Raw genomic sequence first — 19,418 nt, forward strand, 5'->3', positions numbered from 1 at the left:
ACGCCCCCATTCCTGGAGGCGTCTTTCATCTATTATCTTACGTCTATCGGTCTTCTTCCGAATAACCAAATAACCGCATAACCGAATTACCTGTTCTCAATCCACTTACGGGCATTCACAAACGCTTCGTGCCAAGGCGTAACCTCGTCCTTGCGGCCTTCAGGGTAGTACGCCCAGTTCCACTGGAACATAGAACGCTCTATGTGCGGCATCATTACCAGGTGGCGGCCGTCGTTGCTTGCCATCATAGCAATGTCAAAGTGAGAACCGTTCGGGTTGGCAGGGTAGCCGTTGTAGGCGTATTTGGCAACAACGTGGTATTTATCCTCCTCGTACGGCAGGCTGAATTTACCCTCACCGTGGCTGATCCATACACCAAGGGTACTGCCCGCAAGGGTATTTAGCATCACCGAGTTGTTCTCCGCTACGGTAACCGACGTAAAGCCACTTTCGTGCTTGTGGCTGTCGTTGTGCAGCATTTTCGGTTTGCTCTCGTGGTCAGGGTTGATTAGTCCAAGCTCTATGAACAGCTGGCAACCGTTACATATACCTACCGATAGGGTATCCTCACGTTTAAAGAAGTTTTCAAGGGCCGTTTTAGCCTTCTCATTGTACAGGAATGCACCCGCCCAGCCCTTAGCCGAACCCAGTACGTCTGAATTAGAGAAACCACCCACAGCACCTATAAACTGTATGTCTTCCAGTGTTTCACGGCCGCTGATAAGGTCGGTCATGTGAACGTCTTTCACGTCAAAACCGGCAAGGTACATGGCGTTTGCCATTTCGCGCTCTGAGTTAGAACCCTTTTCACGGATGATGGCTGCCTTAGGCCTTGGCTTGCTGGCATCAATGGCGACTTTCTTACCGTCAAAATGCGCCGGGAAGTTGTATACAAGCGGCTGCGACTTATAGTTTACATAACGCTCCTTAGCCTTCTGTGTACCAGACTGTTTCTGGTCAAGAAGATAAGATGTTTTAAACCATGTATCGCGGGTTTCAGCTACGTTAAAAGTAAGCTCGGCAGCACCGTTTTTCACGGTTACTGTGTCACCTTCCTTAACTTCGCCTATCTTGGTAAAGTTTACGCCGTTAGCAGCAAGTTGCGCTTCGATTGAAGCATCTGCCTGGATAACAAGCGCTATGTTTTCAGAGAATAATACCTTAACGGTATCGGCCTCCTCAAGGTTAGTAAGGTCATACGCTGCGCCAAGGTTAACTTCGGCAAAGCTCATTTCAAGCAGGGTGGTAATAAGGCCACCGCTGCCTATATCGTGTCCGGCAGCAATTTTGCCGTCTTTTATTAAATCCTGAATGGTATTGAAAGCCGACTTAAAGTTGGCCGCATCGGTAATCGTTGGCACTTCACTACCTACTTTATTCAGCACCTGCGCAAAAGAAGATCCGCCCAGTTTAAAGCTGTCGTTGCTCAGGTTAATGTAGTAAATACTGCCGCCGTTGCGTTTCAGTACCGGCTCTACCACCTTGGTAATGTCATTACAGTTACCCGCAGCCGAGATGATTACCGTACCCGGGGCAATTACATCGCCGTCAGGATATTTCTGTTTCATAGAAAGCGAATCTTTACCTGTTGGGATGTTGATGCCAAGTTCGATTGCAAATTCTGAACACGCTTCTACAGCTTCGTATAGCCTTGCATCTTCGCCCTCGTTTTTACACGCCCACATCCAGTTGGCCGAAAGCGATACACTTTTAAGGCCGTCTTTAAGCGGCGCGAAAACAATATTACTAAGCGATTCCGCAATTGCAGTACGGCTTGCCGCAGCAGGGTCTACCAACGCCGAAACAGGGGAGTGGCCTATGGTGGTGGCAATACCCTCTTTACCGGCAAAATCAAGCGCCATAACGCCCACGTTGTTCAGCGGAAGTTGTATAGGGCCTGCGGTTTGCTGCTTGGCTACGCGTCCGCCTACACAACGGTCTACTTTGTTGGTAAGCCAGTCTTTAGCGGCAACGGCCTCAAGCTGAAGTACCTGGTTAAGGTAGTTGTGTATATTTTCCTGGGTGTATTCTACATCGGCATAATTAACCGCAACAGTTTTGTCGGTCATTATGGTTTTTGGCGATGAGCCAAACATGTCCTCCAGCGCGAAGTCCATTGGCTTGGCACCTGTGGTAGCGCTTTCAAAGGTAAAGCGGTGGTCGCCGGTAACGTCGCCTACAGTGTACATAGGAGAACGCTCACGGTCGGCAATGCGCTGTAGTGTTTCAATGTCTTTTTGCCCGATTACAAGGCCCATACGCTCCTGGCTTTCGTTGCCAATGATTTCCTTGGCTGAAAGGGTAGGGTCACCTACAGGCAGTTTGTCAAGGTCTATTTTACCGCCGGTTTCTTCTACAAGTTCCGAAAGGCAGTTAAGGTGACCGCCCGCACCGTGGTCGTGGATAGACACTATAGGGTTGTTGTCGCTTTCTACCAGGCCACGAACGGCATTGGCAGCACGTTTTTGCATTTCAGGGTTACTACGCTGTACGGCATTCAGCTCGATACCCGATGCAAAGGCACCCGTATCAGCACTTGAAACCGCAGCACCACCCATACCTATGCGGTAGTTTTCACCACCCAGGATAACCACTTTGTCGCCCTCCTGTGGCTTTTGTTTTTTGCTTTGGCTCTCTTTACCGTAACCGATACCGCCCGCAAGCATTATTACTTTGTCGAAACCAAGCTTACGGTTGGCTTCCTCGTGTTCAAACGTAAGTACCGAACCTGTAATAAGCGGTTGGCCAAATTTATTACCAAAGTCGCTCGCACCGTTAGATGCTTTTATCAGGATATCCATTGGGGTTTGGTACAGCCATTTGCGTTCGGCCATGCCTTCTTCCCAAGGGCGATTTTCTTCAAGGCGAGAGTAGGCTGTCATGTACACGGCAGTTCCCGCAAGCGGAAGCGAACCCTGTCCGCCCGCAAGCCTGTCGCGTATCTCACCACCGCTACCCGTTGCAGCACCGTTAAACGGCTCTACCGTAGTAGGGAAGTTGTGCGTTTCGGCCTTTACAGAGATAACCGAATCAAATTCCTTGATTTCGTAGAAATCAGGTTTGTCGGCACTCTTAGGGGCAAACTGCTGCACGCGTGGGCCTTTTACAAACGCCACGTTGTCTTTATATGCCGAAACTATATCGTTAGGGTTTTCCTGGCTTGTTTTTTTAATCAGTTTGAAAAGTGAAGACGGTTTTTCCTCGCCGTCGATAACAAACGTACCGTTAAATATCTTGTGGCGGCAGTGCTCTGAGTTTACCTGGCTAAAGCCGAAAACCTCGCTGTCGGTCAGTTTCCTGCCCAGTTTTGTGGCAAGGTTGTTCAGGTAGTCTACCTCTTCGCTGCTAAGCGAAAGGCCTTCTTTTTCGTTATAAGCCGCTATGTCGTCTATCTCCAGGATAGCTTCCGGCTGTATGTTTATGGTGTAAATGTCTTGTGTAAGCCCGTTGTATTTCTGCGAAAGCATCGGGTCGAATTTAGCATCGGCTTCTTCCACCTTAAAGAACTCCTCTATGCGGATAATGCCCTCGATACCCATATTCTGGGTAATTTCTACGGCATTAGTGCTCCAAGGGGTAATCATGGTGGCGCGAGGCCCAACAAAAAAATCCGTAAGTACGGATTTCTCTATTTTATGTGCGTCGCCAAAAAGCCAGTTAAGTTTTGAAATATCCTCTGCCGAAAGTTCGTTTTGCGCCTGTACCGCAAAAACCGTAGTGGTCTGGTTTCCGAAGAAATGGATCATTGTTGTAGTGTTGTTGTTTTAAGGCGCAAAATTAAGGATTTTGTTTGTTATTCGGAAATGGTTTTTTTGGTTATTCGGTTATGGGGTGATTTGGTTATTTGTACAAATTATTTAAATAAATTAAAAAGGGTTTCTGCCACTTTGCGTCCTTTTAACTCTCATGTCAGAATATTCAGCAAGCTTTAGCCCTGTCTGATAGGTCCATTCAGTAATATCCTCATCATATACTGCCTCGTAAACCATAGGATTATCTCCTTCGTCAAGATGCACGTATAAAAACTGATCATATCCATTATATAAATCAATGGCATAAAAGGGTCTGGTAATTTGTCTATTAACTTTGGTTAGCTGTTCACGTACAAATTCCTGCATAGCCTGCTGAGAAATGCCCCAATTATCTAAAAAATAACAATAGTGACCTGCTAAGAACAGAAGCTCCCTTAGTGTTGCCGGGAAAGGAATTTCTTGATTGTATTGAAGTTCTAATGATACTATTTCATTTAAGGAAATAGGAATGTTGATTTTCTCAAAATCAGGATTTCCCGACTGACCGTCCGGATTGTCTCTGAGAGATTTTAAATATATTATTTCTATACTATTTTTCATTTATAACTGAAGAAAATTTTGAATAATACCCTGTGTAAGCTATTTTATGATTGCTTTGAATAATGATTTATGGCATCCCCATAATATTACCAAAAATAGTCAAATAGTGTAAACAAAATCGTCACCAATTAAATGTATTTACTGTGCGAAATCCCTGAAATCTGTGTCATCAGTGTTCGGCAAATAATCCCTACCTTGCATCCACTTTAAGCACGGATGAAAGATTACTACCACATACTGGGTGTAGACCCGCACAGCCCGCAGGCCGATATAAAAAAGGCATACCGGCAGCTGGCGGTAAAGCACCACCCCGATAAAAACCCCGGCGATAAAAAAAGCGAGGAACGCTTTAAGCGTATTGCTGAGGCCTATGTGGTACTGAACGATGTTGCCGCCCGCAGCGAATACGACTACAACAGGGGCTACAAATCGGTATATAAGGGTAGGGGGACGCTTTCGGGAAAGCCGTCGCCCATACAATACCTGTTGCAAATAAAGGCCATAAAAAACAGGGTGCTGACTAATGGAGGGCAGGTAAACCGGCAGGAACTTTTTAACCTTATAAACAGCCTGCTGAGCGACGAAAACATAAACCACCTGCTGGCCGAACGCGACAGTACTACCAATAACCTTATTGTAGACGAGGTACTTACGTGCTGTATCTTTTTGCACGGGCCGTTAAAGTCGGATGTGTATACACGCCTGGAAAAACTGGCTGCGCATTATCATGGTTTTAAGGATAAAGTAACTGCATTAGAAAACCACGTTGTTGTAGCACCCAAAAAGGTAGTTACAAAAGCAGACGAAAATCATGTTAGCATCACTACAAAGCTGGTTTTCATATTGTTTATGGTGTTATTTATTTTACTATTTTTAGTTGGGATGTTCCGCAGCTAATTAAACCAACCACTTATGATAACCATATTGCTTATTTTTTGGCTACCCTACCTTAGTTACTTTATTTACTGGATAATGAAAAAAAAGCCTTACCGATATTTCAGTAAATAACCAAGATTTGGCAACACAGTTTACTTTTAACCCGGTTTGTGTAATAAACAGTATACCAAATTAGTTTGTACATTTATAACCAAACCAGTTATGCCATGAAGCAGCCTTTTCGCTTACACTACCTTTTTATTTGCGCCCTGTGTACCATTACCCTGGCCTGTAACAAGGATAAAACCGCTACCGATTTTAATACTGAGTTGGTGGAACTCAAACTGAAGTACGCCGACGGCAAGTATACCTATATAGAATTCCCCTTTAATTACGATGACCATTATACTGAGGAGCAGGTTAAAACCACGAAACCGGAGTTAGCTGAAATATTGGTTGAAAAAGGCTTTAAGCCTATCGAACAGGATTTTACACTATGCAGTAATGGTGCTTTCCAAAAAAAAGTGATACTGGAAAACGACAGCCTTACCTGCAGGGTAAACCGCGATTATAAAACCTCTAAGCTCGTGGACTGCTACTATATTGAAGAAAGTATTGCCTGCTGGAGAAAATAACAAACTAATGAAAAAAATATTCCTCATACTATTCCCGCTGCTTGTCGTTTCCTGCGATGAACCCGCACCCGAAGTGCAAATCATTGCCCCAACCGAAGGACAGGTGTTTACCGTAGGGCAAACTGTAGAGATTAAGGCCAAACTGAAAGACGTAGATGCTATTTTGTCTGAGTCTGTTGTTGTAACCAATGAGAGTACCGATACCATTTTTATATATACTTACAATAAAGCGCAAGGCGACCACACTCTTACCAAAAGCTTTGTGCCGAATGCTACCGGTGCGTACAACATAGAAGTAAGCGCAAATGGCCATGCAGTATGGACCATTAAAAATGTGGTGATTCAAGTCAATTAAAAGTATGAAACCTATGAAAACACTCTATATATCCATGCTGTTATTTTGTATGATGCCAAAGCTTTTAGCGCAGGACTCGCTGTCACACCCAGCCTACGAAAACCTGGTGTTTGAAGGCGCAGGCATACGCGGCATAGCCTATTCGGGGGTGATAAAGGAGCTGGAAAACCGTGGCGTAATGCCCGGCATTAAAAAAGTTGGCGGCACATCGGCGGGGGCCATTACTTCGCTTATGGTGGCGCTTGGGTATACTTCAGATGAAATTTATGCCATAATATCCGACACTAAATTTGAGAAGTTTAACGATGGCGAAATGATGTTCGTGGGCGGCTTTGCCCGTATGTATAGCCGTTTCGGGTGGTACAAGGGCGATGCCTTTACCCATTGGTTGGAAGGGATTATTAGTGCCAAAACAGGAAAGGCCGATGTTACCTTCAGGGAGTTGGAACAACAGGGTTTTAAGCAGCTTTATGTAACTGCCACCTGCCTTAACCGCCAGAAGTTGCTGGTGTTTTCGGCAGAGACCTATCCTGATATGAAGGTGAAGGACGCGGTACGCATTTCCATGTCGGTACCCCTGTATTTTGAGGCCGTATTTATAGATGCCAAAGGCAAGGTGTACCGCAAGCCTAAAAAGCGCAAACAGCTTGATATAGTCGTTGACGGTGGTATTATAGGCAACTTCCCCATATTTATGTTCGATAGCATTGCCGTAGCCGACGATGGCCGCAGCACCCGCATACCCAATTACAAAACGCTGGGTGTGCGTATCGACTCAGATGGGCAGATAGAAAGCGACAGGCAAAATAAGGAACTGGTAGAGCTGCCCGTAACCAGCCTGCCCGAATACATGCAGGCATTCTATATACTGGTGCTGGAAAACCTGAACCGCAACCAGCTCACTGAAGCCGACTGGCAGCGTACGCTTTCAGTATCCTCGGCAGGGATAGGCCCCAAAGTGAAAAAGCTTACCGAAGTGCAGAAGCTTTCGCTGATAAAAAGCGGGGAAACCCATACACTGGCTTTTTTCGAAGGGCAAAAAACAACCCCGTAAACCGGGCAGTCTTTTTGCTATATTTACAGCTTTTTACACCACAAAAAACATATAACGCACTAACACTAAATGAAACAACTACTCCTATTATGCACCTTACTATTGGCCTGCACAGCAGTAAACGCGCAGGAAAGGGACTTTGAGCCCGACTCTATATACATGCGTAATAACTACGACTTAGCCGAATACCGCATCCCCATGCGCGATGGCGCCAAGCTGTTTACGCTGGTGTATACCCCGAAGGATAAAAGCAAAAAGTACCCGTTCCTTATAAACCGTACCTGCTACAGCGTCTCTAAATACGCTGATTTTAAAACCTACGGGCACCCATCGCAGTACCTGGTGGAAGACGGTTACATCCTCGTGTTCCAGGATGTGCGCGGGCGCTACCTGTCTGAAGGGGAGTTTAATAACATGACGCCTAACATACCCGGCAACAACCCGAAAAACAAAAAGGACATAGACGAAAGCTCTGATACCTACGATACTATTGAATGGCTGCTGAAAAACGTAAAAGGCAACAACGGCAAGGCCGGTATCTTCGGGATTTCGTACCCGGGGTTTTATTCGGCGGCGGCACTGCCCGATGCCCACCCGGCGCTTAAGGCGGTATCGCCACAGGCACCCGTATCTGATTTCTTTTTTGATGACATGCACCACCACGGCGCTTACCTGGAGAGCTACACGGCTACCTACCCGGTATTTGGCACCAAACGCAAAGAGCCTACTACAGAGCATTGGTTCAGGGCCGGTATTGCACCATTTTTTGCCAACCCGGTACCCGATGCCTACCAGTTTTACATGGATCTTGGCCCCCTGAAAAATGCTACTAAAAAATATTATACAGATAATATTTACTGGCAGCAAACCATAGCGCACCCTAACTACGATGCATTTTGGCAAACGCGCAACATACTGCCGCACCTTAAAAATATAAAGCCAGCCGTGCTTACCGTAGGTGGCTGGTTTGATGCCGAAGACCTGTACGGCCCGCTGAACATTTACAAGCGCATAGAGGCTACTACGCCCAAGAATAACAGTACCCTGGTTATGGGGCCGTGGGCGCATGGTGGTTGGGCACGTAACATTGGTACGCTGACCCACAACCACATTTATTTTGGCGAAAACATTTCAGATGATTTCCTGAAGAATGTGGAACGAAAATTCTTCGTCTACTACCTGAAGGGTGATGCCAACCCAAAATTGCCTGAAGCCTATATGTACGACACGGGGCTTAAACAATGGAAGAATTTTGACGTATGGCCACCAAAAGCCGATAACGTAAAACTGTACCTTTGCGCGAAAGAGGCGCTGAGTGTAAACACTCCGTTAGACAATAAGGCTGCTTTCGAATACACCAGCGACCCTGCCAAACCGGTGCCGTACACGTCGCAGATTGAAGGCCTGCAGTTTACCCCGCGCAATTTTATGAGCGACGACCAGCGCTACGCCTCCCGCAGGCCCGATGTACTGACTTTTGAAACCCCTATACTTACCGAAGACTACACCCTTGCCGGCGAAATACTGGCAAAGCTGGACGTTTCCATGACGGGTACCGATGCCGATTTTGTGGTGAAAATCATCGATGTATACCCTGATGATACGCCAAAATACGAAGGTAACCCCGATAATATAGTAATGGGCGGATACCAGCAACTGGTACGTTCAGAGGTATTCAGGGGGCGTTTCCGTAACAGTTATGAAAAGCCCGAGCCGTTTGTGCCAAACCAGGTTACGCGTGTAAACGTGCCGCTTCAAGACCTGCTGCATACCTTTAAAAAAGGCCATAAAATAATGGTGCAGATACACAGCACCTGGTTCCCGTACATAGACCGCAACCCACAGAAATATGTAGACAATATTTTTGAGGCAAACGAGGAAGACTTTATAAAATCGACCATCCGTATTTACAGCAGTTCTGTAATAGAGGTGGGTAGAAGATAGGGGTTGAATTGAATCCTGCGTATCATTGAGGAACTAAGCAATCTCATCTCATTACCTTATAAAAACTAAAGATGCACCGCTACGTGCATCTTTTTTTATCCCTTTTTGCAATAATCTTAACATTTATCAGTTATTTACTAAACCAAACTGCTTGATATGAAAAACATTAGCTTTGGTACAAACAAAAAAAGCACCGTGAAAAAAATGGTGTTGCACCAAAGCAAAAAAAGAGTACTTTTGCCCGCTTGCCAATCAAACGAAACCATGAATCACCAAACCCAAACCCAGGGCGACCCGAAACCTTTTGCCATAATAGGCCTGGTACTGGCTATCATCAGTTTACTGTTTTCGTTTATACCCTGCGTAGGTACGTACGCTACGGGACCCGCAATACTGGCGTTCATGTTTTCGGCCATCTGTTTTTTTATATTCAGGGCCAGGAACGAAAAGAACGTTACCTGTATAGCCGGCATGGTGGTATCGGCGCTGGCCATAAGCTTTGGCATTTACCAGTACATTACCTTCAGGGAGGTGTTTAAGGCTAAGGAAGAACTTACCCGGGAGGTAAGGGATGTAGAAAATAAAATGGCTGAAAAGCTGCTCGATACTATACTAAACAGCAAACCACACCATGTTAAAGACACTGTTAGCCCCGCAGCCCAAGACACTACCGGGCAGTGGTAACCTGGATTACCACCTGGTAAACACACTGTTGTGGCTGTTTGTGGTGGGTAGTTTCGGGATGCTGTTGTTTACCGATGTGCATGTGCAGTGCATTTACAGGCAGTCCGGGATGAGTTGTACTTCGTGCGGGCTTACGGCAGCTTTCAGGAAGGCATTAGAAGGCAGGTTTACAGGGATTCCGTTGCCGTTTATGCTGCTGTTTGTACTGGTGGCATCGCAAATTATAGTACGCCCTTGTGTAAGTTACGTCTTACTGAGCCGGAAAAACAGTACCGTAGCTGTAGCAGATGCAGTATTGCATATAATAGTAGGAGGTTTCTTTATTTATCTCTTATACCAAAGGTAAAAAGAGGTTAATCTCAAAGTGTTAAAAATCAATATTTTGAAATTTAAATAAAAAATACTATAACGTTATATAAGAGTTTGGCACGGCACTTGTAATATTGTAATCAAAGGCACAAATTTAAAAGCCGATTGCAGAAGCCGAAAAGCTAGAGTAGGCGCAAAAAAATAAATTACAAGGTCATGAAAAAAATTACTCTTTTAGTTGCCGGATTACTTTTTGCTGGTAGCCTGGCCTCAGCCACAGAAACAAAAGTTGTAACTGTTGCTGCTTATCACACTCCTGTAGATTACCGCAATGCAGAGCCTGTTATATTTATGGAGCGTGGTATAGAATTTATGGTGTTCCCTGACGGGCAAATGGACTTTAACACACAGCCTGCCACTACCGGTACTAACTATTACCGCACCGGCAGCCGTGCTAACAATACTTATGGCGCACCCGGTTACAGCAATGCCGGACAGGGTGTACGCGTAGAACACGACTACAACGGCCGTGTACGCAGGGTGGGCAACGTATATATAAACTATGACAACGTGGGCCGCGTGAAAAGGATAGGCAGCGTATACATGAGCTACAACAGGTTTGCGCTAAGCCAGATAGGCCTGCTTACCATATACTACGACCGCTACGGACGCATAATAAACGCCAGCGGATACGTAAACAGCAACAGCCGTGGCTATGTGTACGACCCTTGCCAAAGCGCAGGCGGCAGCTACAACGGCGGCGGATATGATAACGGTTATAGCAACGGCTATAACGACAACAATAACAATGGTGGTGGCAACGACAACTACTATTACCGCCAGGATGATAAAGACAAGAAAGCAGAGGCTACAGGTAGCCGAAGCAATAAATAAATTTTTTGAGTTAAGTTGAGTTAGTTTTAAGAAAACCTCTGAAAGTACCAGTATTTTCGGGGGTTTCTTGATTTTAACAAGATTTTATTTGAAATTATTGTGTATAAACTATTGCAATTAAAAAAAATAGATTTACATTTGTGCTTTGGCACGCAAGTTGCTAAAAGTTTATTACATAAATCTCAGATTTATTTTTGAGGTTTGTTAATAATTGGTTGGTTGGTTTGTTAAGTCCCGCTTATTCCGCCCGGAATAGCGGGGCTTGCTTTTTTAGGCAAACCGTATTTATTAGTTACTCCTCAATTTTTACAACAAAGTCAACAAGCTTTCCACAGAATTCATTAAGTACGTCTCTCTTCTTTACTTTGTTACCGTCGCAATAAAAAAATCTTTATCTTTAACGTACAAACAATTAACAACATTCATCATGAAAAAAATGTACACCTTAGCGCTACTGGCTGCCGGCCTGTTGTGCCAAAATGCCTTTGCCCAGACTGAAGCCGAAGAAAAAGCCTGGATGAACTATATGACACCGGGGCCGGAACACAAAATGCTGGCTGCAGAAGAAGGCTCGTGGACTAATACAATGACCTTTTGGCACGATCCTAAAAGCCCACCGATGAAGGCTACCACCACCAGTGTGGCAAGGATGATTTTTGACGGACGCTACCAGGAAATAGTATATAGCGGCGACATTATGGGGATGCCCTTTGAAGGGAAAAGCCTTATAGGTTTTGACAATGCCCTGAAACGCTATACCAGTACCTGGATAGACAACATGGGTACCGGCGTTATGGTAATGTACGGAGTAATAAGCAAAGACAGTAAAACCATAACCTTTAAAGGCGAAATGGTAAACCCTGTAGACGGCAAGGTTAACCCGTGCCGCGAGGTATACACCATAATAGATGCCAATACACGCAAAATGGAAATGTACGACAGCCGCGACGGCAAGGAGTGGAAAAGTATGGAAATTATCATGAAACGTAAATAGTAGAGACGTTGCAGTGCAACGTCTGTGTAAAAAAACAGATTACAAATCCTGCCCTGTGGGGCAGGATTTTTTATAACCGTAAATTTTTAAACCTTAAAGAAACTATTTATATTTGCAACATACCAACAATAAAAAAAACATAACCTGCCAAAGCATTCACTATCCTTGTGCTGAATATACAGCTGCTAGCTTGTTCGGCGTTTTTTCCTTGAATTTATAACTGCCAAAAATAAACACCAAAATGAAAAAAATCCTTTTTGTACTGCTGGGCATTATCAGCATCAACGCGTTTTCACAATCTATGGACTTTCCCGGAGAATCTATTGAATTACTTGACGGTAAAGAATTAAGGGTAAAGCCACTTAGCCAAAGTTCCCAGGAGTACGGGTACAAAGGTTTTTATACCGATGAAAAGCTTAAAAAGAATTACAAAAACAAGAACTACTCTACCAAATACGAAGCACTTGTAGGTAAGGTCTTTAAAGTAGTATCGTACAAACCTGATTACAGCGATTATATCTTAGTGCTGTCTAACCCGGAAACAGGCACCCTGTATTATAAGTACACCCCAAAATTTAGCCATGACTATCATTTTGAAGTTATAGGCGGCCTTAAATTTCCTGACGGATTTTTTTGCAAGAAGATAATCTCTGAAAAGAAATTTAATTATGACCGCGCAGTATATTATTATATTTACCACACGCCCTGTACAGAAGACATCTGTCTTTATAAAACAGAAGGATTCTATAAGCTGAACGTACTTATAACGGCGCCGTCTGACAAAAAAGAATCAGGGCTTAAAGGCGTGACACTGGTATTGGAAAACGGTAAAGAAGTTAAATTTCCTAATACTGAGGTATCTGTAAGCGCATCATCTTCTAATTACAACTATAGGGCTGAAGTTTCCGGAGTTAGCCCGGAAGACCTGAAACTGCTTCAGGAAAGCCCCATCGTAAAAAAGATTGTAGGCAATAAAGAAGACAGCGTAGAAGAGGGTAAACTTATTTTGGAATACATAAAATGTATTGTAAAGGAATAATCCCACTTACATATCCATAAACTATCCTGCCCTGTGTGGCAGGATTTTTTTTATACCTCTGAAAATAAATGCGATAAAATTTTATTTTATTGATATATCAATTATATTTGTGTGAGTATTTGAAATGGAAAAGTTAAACGACATTATATTTTACGCTTTAGACAAGTCGATACGCAGCTACCGGCAGTATGCGCAAAAGCGGCTGAAGGCTGAGGGTTTCGATATTACCATAGACCAGTGGCTGGTGCTGAAATGCATTGAGGAAAACGAAGCCTTTTCGCAACAGCAAATTGCTGCCAGGGTGTTTAAGGATGTGGCATCGGTAACGCGGATTATAGAGCTGCTGGTAAAAAACGGCTACCTGGTGCGCAGTTTCCACGCTACAGACGGGCGCAGGTTTGAACTGAGTCTTACCGAAAAAGGAAACGAAATAATACAAAAAATAAGGCCCTATACCGAACGCAACCGTGCACATGCGCTAAACGGCCTTACCGATAAGGATATAAAGCAGCTTCATGGTATGCTGCAGGTTATAATAAACAATGTTACAGAAAATTAGTTACAGAAAATTAAAGGAGTACAGTTATCAATCATCATTAAAGTCATCAATCAAAAAACGTTCAGTATGAAAATCATTGCCATTGCCACCGCTACGTTAATTACCCACATAAGCCACTACACGGCTACAGATACCAAACTGCCTCACAAGCAAATCAATGTAAAGGAGCAGCTTATTTACCCGAAAGGGGAGAAAGGGTTTAAAAGGTTGTAGGGTGATTCGAAAGAACACTAATGATACTGATTTCAGGAAGTTATATAAAATGATATCAGAAGTTTCAGTTAGTAAATAGCTCTTTTTTGAAAAAAATGCTTTTAGGTTGAAGTTCCCTACTTGTTAAATGTATTTTATCTGCCAAAATCTCAGATGTAAAAGTTTCCAAAGTCGGTTTTTTTTCAATTCCATGAAGATCCCATGTTGAAGTATCAACAACAGTATTATCCCCTTGGCCACTACCCAAAGTTATATGTGGCCAAAAAGAATTATAGTTGATTTGAAACTCTTCCTGAATATTTAGTGTATCTAAAATATTTAATAATGATTGGTTCAATTCAATACTTAGCCAAATAACCCTGGGATGATGTTTGGAAATTTTATAACTATCATTGTTAATAAGAACTATTTCGTTATTTGAATCAATAAATGCCCCGCCTAATCCTGTACAAATAAGCTTTAACTCATTCGGGAAAAATAATTTGTTTAAATTTAAACTTATCTCTTTAAGCTTTTCTTCTTTAAGATTTCCTAAATATTTGAGCGTTATATGTGCTTCTTTTCTATGAATAAGGTCTAACATTTTGCAAATGTTATGCTTAATATCATTTAGGCTTTTATCATTGACGATATTTAAACCTATATAACTATCTTCTAATGACATATAGTTTTTATTGAAAGTAGACTAAAAATAATAATTAATAATAATGCTAGTCCAAGACAAAATGCAGATTTAATGAACAAGCTATATTTTTTATTTGCAATAATAGAATTAATCCATATTTGATTAATTAACATCTGCTCATGACAGTCAAATTTATGTTTATTATCAAATTGGTTTAATACATCTTTTAATTCTTGTAGGGTTAACCTACTCACATCGCCAGAATAATACACATTTATTTTTTTTAGGTTGATTTTAGTATCGTTTTTTTTGAGTTCTTGTTGTTCATGCCTTCTTGGTTTAAAAGCCCATAAGCTAAACATTATTGAAAAGAAAGCTGTTGTCGAAATTAGAATTAATAAAATGAAATGTCCTTTATTAGCTTCTTTAACGCTTCCCAAAAAATTTGTAACCACGACTGTATTTATAGCTAAAAGCGCACCGTGTTTGGCCTCAGAAAATTTGAGCCATTCATTTACAGCTTGATGTATTTCTACTAATTGTGATTTCATTATTGGTTGGTTAGTGTTGCTATCTACCAAATGTATAAAATATTTATTTCCCAAAAGTATGAGTGAAGTCCTAACCTTAAATTTTGATCCAAAAATTTTCCCCCACAAAGTACTTAAGGTATTCGTTCAGTGAAATTTCGGTTGAAGCTCCCAACTATAAACCATGAACCATAAACAAAAAAACGGCACAGCGTACTGAAGGCATTCGTTCAGTAAAATCCAATGTGAGTGAAGCTGCCAACAACTAACAACCGACAACCAGCAACCAAAAAAGATGAAAGTTGTACTGAACGCATTCCTTCAGTAAAAATGCTGTGGAAAATGTGGAATATTCGAGGGGTAGAGTGGAAGGTGGGTTTTGATTAAATTGTTGATATTTAAATAATTATAATTTTTAAAGAAGGGAGATATTCCACAGGTTTTTGTATTTTTTTGTACAAAAAGTGGAATATCTCCCTGTTGATAACTTTATTTTAAGAAATAGATTACAAAATATCGCTCTTGCAGCGTAATGCTTTTATAGCCGAGTGAAGCTCCAACCTGAAACTTTAAACCTGAAACTTCAAACCAATTACAACTTACTCTTTAGATATTCCCCCGTAATTGATTTAGGGTTCTTGGCTACTTCTTCAGGTGTCCCAAACACGACTAAGTGCCCCCCGTTTTCGCCGCCCTCAGGGCCTATGTCTATAATATAGTCGGCACACTTAATCAGGTCTAAGTTGTGCTCTATCACTATGATAGAGTGGCCTTTATCAAGTAATGCTTCAAATGATGCCAACAGCTTTTTAATGTCGTGGAAGTGCAGCCCGGTAGTAGGCTCGTCAAACACAAACAGGGCTTTATCTTTGGTAGCGCCCTTCACCAGGAACGATGCCAGCTTAATACGCTGAGCCTCACCACCCGAAAGGGTAGAGGAGCTTTGTCCCAGTTGCACATAGCCAAGTCCCACATCCTGAAGTGGTTGCAGCTTGGTCATGACCTTGGTTTGCTTATGCTCACTGAAGAACGCCACGGCATCATCTATGGTCATCGTCAGGATATCGTCTATGTTTTTGTCCTGGTAGGTAATCTCAAGGATTTCTTTCTTAAAGCGCTTACCGCCACAGGTTTCGCACAGTAGATGCACGTCGGCCATGAACTGCATTTCTATGGTTACCTCGCCTTCGCCCTTACAGGTTTCGCAGCGGCCCCCGTCTACGTTAAACGAGAAGTGCTTGCTCTGGTAGCCACGTGCCTGCGCCAGCTTCTGCTTGGCAAACAGGTCGCGTATATCATCATAAGCTTTTATGTAAGTAACTGGGTTAGAGCGAGAACTGCGTCCTATAGGGTTCTGGTCTACGTATTCAATATGCTTAATGTGGCCGTAGCTGCCACGCAGTTCTGTGAACTGTCCGGCCTTTTCGCCCACACCTTCCAGTTCCTTTTGCAGGGCAGGGAAGAGGATCTTTTTTACCAGTGTACTCTTGCCACTTCCTGATACTCCGGTAATTACCGTAAGGCAGTCCAGCGGGAAGGTAACATCTATGCTTTTCAGGTTGTTCTCGCGGGCGCCCACCACATCGATGTGGTTCTTAAATTTACGGCGCTTTTTAGGTACCGAAATTTCAAGGTCGCCGTTAAGGTATTTCGCTGTAAGTGAGTCGCTTTTAAGTATTTCGTCAAAGGTTCCCTGGGCTACCAGCTGGCCGCCGTGGGTACCTGCTTCCGGCCCGATATCAATAATCATATCTGCCATTTTCATGATGTCCTCATCGTGCTCTACGACGATAACGGTATTGCCAAGGTCACGCAGGCCTTCCAGCACCTTTATAAGGCGTTCGGTGTCTTTTGGGTGCAGGCCGATAGACGGTTCGTCAAGGATGTACATACTACCTACAAGGCTGCTGCCCAACGAAGTAGCCAGGTTAATACGCTGGCTTTCACCACCCGAAAGCGTATTAGAACGGCGGTTCAGGGTAAGGTAGTCAAGCCCCACTTCCTGCAAAAAGCGCAGGCGGTTGTTTATTTCTATCAATAGCCTTTTGGCGACTTTAGCGTCGTATTCATTCAGTTCCAACTTGTTAAAGAACTCAGCCAGGTTTTTAATCGGCTGGTCTACAAGGTCGCTTATGGTGCTGCCGCTTACTTTTACGTAGTTCGCCTCCGGGCGCAGGCGTTTGCCCTTACAGTCAGGGCATTTGGTCTTGCCACGGTAGCGGCTCAGCATCACGCGGTTTTGTATCTTGTAGTTCTTCTCCTCAAGCTCTGCGAAGAAGTCATTTAGCCCCGTAAAGTATTGGTTACCATGCCAAACCAGCTGTCGGTCTTTCTCACTAAGCTGGTAATAAGGCTTATGCACCGGAAAGTCGAACTTATGGCTGTTGTTTACCAACTGGTCGCGGTACCAGCCCATGCTTTCGCCCCTCCATGGGAAGATGGCGTTTTCGTATATGGACAGCGCAGTGTTTGGCACCACAAGGTCTTCATCTATGCCTATGATGCTGCCGTAACCCTCGCACGAAGGGCAGGCGCCATACGGGTTGTTAAAGCTGAACAGGTGCACGTTTGGCTCCACGAATGTAACGCCGTCCAATTCAAAGTTGTTGCTGAACGGCAGGCGGTTACCTGTACTTACATCCTGAAGGAATGCTTCGCCTTTACCTTCGTAAAATGCGGTTTGTATGGCATCGGCAAGGCGGTTGTAAAATTCCTCCTCATGCTTTACCACAATACGGTCTACCACCAGCAAAACCTCTTTATTGGTAAGGTCTGTACCGGCAAGTTCGTCAAGCCTGAGGGTTTCTCCATCTACCAAAATACGCGCAAAACCCTGCTGTAGCAGTACGCCCAGCTTTTCCTCTATGGTACGGCCTTTTTCGGTATGCACGGGCGCAAGGAGCAGCCAGCGGGTACCTTCTTCAAAGCCCTTAACTGCGTTTACAATATCGGTCACCGTGTGCTTCTTCACCTCACGCCCCGATACAGGCGAGTAGGTGCGGCCCACACGGGCAAACAGCAGCTTCAGGTAGTCGTATATTTCGGTACTGGTGCCCACGGTGCTACGGGCATTGGTAGTATTTACTTTTTGCTCTATGGCTATGGCAGGGGCTATGCCCTTAATGTACTCTACTTTTGGCTTATCAAGGCGGCCCAGGAACTGGCGGGCGTAAGACGACAGGCTTTCCACATAGCGGCGCTGCCCCTCGGCATACAGCGTATCAAACGCCAGGCTCGACTTACCCGAACCCGAAAGCCCGGTTACCACCACCAGCTTATTGCGCGGAATGGCTACGTCTATGTCCTTCAGGTTGTGCAGCCCTGCGCCTTTTATCAGTATGTTTTTCTTTGGTTCTAACTTCGAAAAATCAGTCTTTATCATGATGCAAAAGTAATGTGCAAAGATACGGTTTTTGAGGGAGATTTTTGTTAAGGAGAATAGAATGGGTTTGTTATATTTGGGAAAAGTATAAAAATGCCGGAACCTACAGATAACTTCTATTTGAGTAAGACAGAACCTAATAAAAGCTGCCTGTTAGCACTTAGGAGTATTATCCTGTCTATGGATTCAAATTTGACTGAAACAGTAAAATATGGCATGCCCTGCTTCTGCTATAAGAGTAAGCGGTTTTGTTATATATGGACTGACAAAAAAACGAGTGAACCCTATATTTTAATGGTTCCCGGCAAACATCTTCACCATCCGGAATTAGAAGCAGGGAACCGTATAAGCATGAAGATTTTAAGGGTAAACCCCAATGCAGATATCGCCATTGATATTGTAAGACGGATTTTAGGTGACGCCCTGGATTTGTATAAGAACGGGACGATAAAGGGTGTTTAGAGAAGTAAAATCAATAATTATAAGAAACAAGTAGTAGCATGCATGCTGAGTACATCATATACACAATACTTATCCTGTCTTTCCTGATTTTATATATTACCATAAAAATAAAGGAACGGCGCTTTAACAGGGAGAGCAGGAGGGACAATAAAATAAGGGAAAAAAGGCTAAGGAGTACGGGGGAGAAAATTGCCATACCATACAGCAAGCTTAAAATAGTTACCACGAAAAGCAGCAGGGTGATGGATTATACTGATGGCTATAAATTGCTTGATACACATAATGATAAAGATAGATACGAGGTTACCGAACTTCACTATATAGAATGCAACCACAACCGGAAAAAGTTTAAAAGCCAATCTATTGATTCAGACAGGAAAGTTTTGGAAACTAAGTTGTATTTGCAAAAAGAAGTTTACATTTATCACAATGCTAAGACTAAAGAATATCTTTTCGACCTTGATTTTTTAGGATATGAATAATGCGTGTTGTATCAACACCCGAAATCTAC

At 43.5% G+C, this 19,418-nt stretch carries 19 protein-coding genes; 14 read left to right on the forward strand and 5 right to left on the reverse strand.

Annotated elements, in window-relative coordinates:
* Positions 1-86: 86 nt before the first annotated feature.
* The gene (gene purL / locus ACZIX4_RS05170) at positions 87-3,746 is read right to left on the reverse strand and encodes a phosphoribosylformylglycinamidine synthase (RefSeq protein ID WP_463334539.1); all 3,660 of its coding nucleotides are present in this window, start codon (positions 3,744-3,746) and stop codon (positions 87-89) included.
* A gap of 120 nt (positions 3,747-3,866) precedes the next feature.
* Positions 3,867-4,352: a hypothetical protein gene (locus ACZIX4_RS05175; RefSeq protein ID WP_463334540.1), complete on the reverse strand. Its 486-nt coding sequence runs from the start codon at positions 4,350-4,352 to the stop codon at positions 3,867-3,869.
* A 216-nt stretch (positions 4,353-4,568) separates the two neighbouring features.
* Here ACZIX4_RS05175 and ACZIX4_RS05180 point away from each other — a divergent pair, with 216 nt between their 5' ends.
* From ACZIX4_RS05180 to ACZIX4_RS05235, 12 genes are all read left to right on the forward strand, one after another.
* The gene (locus ACZIX4_RS05180) at positions 4,569-5,249 is read left to right on the forward strand and encodes a J domain-containing protein (protein WP_463334541.1); all 681 of its coding nucleotides are present in this window, start codon (positions 4,569-4,571) and stop codon (positions 5,247-5,249) included.
* 206 nt (positions 5,250-5,455) lie between these two features.
* Entirely contained in the window at positions 5,456-5,863 is a 408-nt protein-coding gene (locus tag ACZIX4_RS05185) for a hypothetical protein (protein WP_463334542.1), read from the forward strand.
* 7 nt (positions 5,864-5,870) lie between these two features.
* Entirely contained in the window at positions 5,871-6,218 is a 348-nt protein-coding gene (locus ACZIX4_RS05190) for an Ig-like domain-containing protein (RefSeq protein ID WP_463334543.1), read from the forward strand.
* A gap of 13 nt (positions 6,219-6,231) precedes the next feature.
* The gene (locus tag ACZIX4_RS05195) at positions 6,232-7,272 is read left to right on the forward strand and encodes a patatin-like phospholipase family protein (protein ID WP_463334544.1); all 1,041 of its coding nucleotides are present in this window, start codon (positions 6,232-6,234) and stop codon (positions 7,270-7,272) included.
* Positions 7,273-7,341: 69 nt separating this feature from the next.
* Positions 7,342-9,216, forward strand: coding sequence for a CocE/NonD family hydrolase (locus ACZIX4_RS05200; protein ID WP_463334545.1), 1,875 nt, complete (start codon positions 7,342-7,344; stop codon positions 9,214-9,216).
* Between the two features lie 264 nt (positions 9,217-9,480).
* The gene (locus tag ACZIX4_RS05205) at positions 9,481-9,900 is read left to right on the forward strand and encodes a hypothetical protein (RefSeq protein WP_463334546.1); all 420 of its coding nucleotides are present in this window, start codon (positions 9,481-9,483) and stop codon (positions 9,898-9,900) included.
* On the forward strand, positions 9,848-10,246 hold the full coding sequence (locus tag ACZIX4_RS05210) for a hypothetical protein (RefSeq protein ID WP_463334547.1): 399 nt from the start codon (positions 9,848-9,850) through the stop codon (positions 10,244-10,246). Before ACZIX4_RS05205 ends, ACZIX4_RS05210 begins: the two co-directional genes overlap by 53 nt.
* Positions 10,247-10,425: 179 nt before the next feature.
* On the forward strand, positions 10,426-11,103 hold the full coding sequence (locus ACZIX4_RS05215) for a hypothetical protein (protein ID WP_463334548.1): 678 nt from the start codon (positions 10,426-10,428) through the stop codon (positions 11,101-11,103).
* A gap of 427 nt (positions 11,104-11,530) precedes the next feature.
* The gene (locus ACZIX4_RS05220; protein ID WP_463334549.1) at positions 11,531-12,097 is read left to right on the forward strand and encodes a DUF1579 domain-containing protein; all 567 of its coding nucleotides are present in this window, start codon (positions 11,531-11,533) and stop codon (positions 12,095-12,097) included.
* A gap of 241 nt (positions 12,098-12,338) precedes the next feature.
* On the forward strand, positions 12,339-13,136 hold the full coding sequence (locus tag ACZIX4_RS05225; protein ID WP_463334550.1) for a hypothetical protein: 798 nt from the start codon (positions 12,339-12,341) through the stop codon (positions 13,134-13,136).
* Between the two features lie 124 nt (positions 13,137-13,260).
* Positions 13,261-13,695, forward strand: a complete 435-nt coding sequence (locus ACZIX4_RS05230; protein WP_463334551.1) for a MarR family winged helix-turn-helix transcriptional regulator — start codon at positions 13,261-13,263, stop codon at positions 13,693-13,695.
* Between the two features lie 66 nt (positions 13,696-13,761).
* Positions 13,762-13,908: a hypothetical protein gene (locus ACZIX4_RS05235; protein ID WP_463334552.1), complete on the forward strand. Its 147-nt coding sequence runs from the start codon at positions 13,762-13,764 to the stop codon at positions 13,906-13,908.
* Positions 13,909-13,972: 64 nt separating this feature from the next.
* Here the strand turns inward: ACZIX4_RS05235 and ACZIX4_RS05240 are convergent, their stop codons facing one another.
* The 3 genes from ACZIX4_RS05240 to uvrA form a co-directional block, all read right to left on the reverse strand.
* Positions 13,973-14,572 (reverse strand): 2'-5' RNA ligase family protein, encoded by a 600-nt coding sequence (locus ACZIX4_RS05240; protein WP_463334553.1) that lies wholly within the window; start codon positions 14,570-14,572, stop codon positions 13,973-13,975.
* Positions 14,563-15,084 carry a Pycsar system effector family protein gene (locus ACZIX4_RS05245; protein WP_463334554.1) on the reverse strand — a complete coding sequence of 174 codons (522 nt, stop codon included), beginning with the start codon at positions 15,082-15,084 and terminating at the stop codon, positions 14,563-14,565. Before ACZIX4_RS05245 ends, ACZIX4_RS05240 begins: the two co-directional genes overlap by 10 nt.
* A gap of 571 nt (positions 15,085-15,655) precedes the next feature.
* Positions 15,656-18,445, reverse strand: coding sequence for an excinuclease ABC subunit UvrA (gene uvrA, locus ACZIX4_RS05250; protein WP_463334555.1), 2,790 nt, complete (start codon positions 18,443-18,445; stop codon positions 15,656-15,658).
* A gap of 93 nt (positions 18,446-18,538) precedes the next feature.
* Between uvrA and ACZIX4_RS05255 the strand changes: the two genes are divergently transcribed.
* Both ACZIX4_RS05255 and ACZIX4_RS05260 read left to right on the forward strand, forming a co-directional pair.
* A complete protein-coding gene (locus ACZIX4_RS05255; RefSeq protein WP_463334556.1) occupies positions 18,539-18,907 on the forward strand; it encodes a DUF1801 domain-containing protein in 369 nt (122 codons plus the stop codon).
* Between the two features lie 38 nt (positions 18,908-18,945).
* Complete coding sequence (locus tag ACZIX4_RS05260) at positions 18,946-19,389, forward strand: hypothetical protein (protein ID WP_463334557.1); 444 nt, start codon at positions 18,946-18,948, stop codon at positions 19,387-19,389.
* Positions 19,390-19,418: the final 29 nt, after the last annotated feature.

This window comes from Flavobacterium niveum (genome assembly GCF_055231775.1).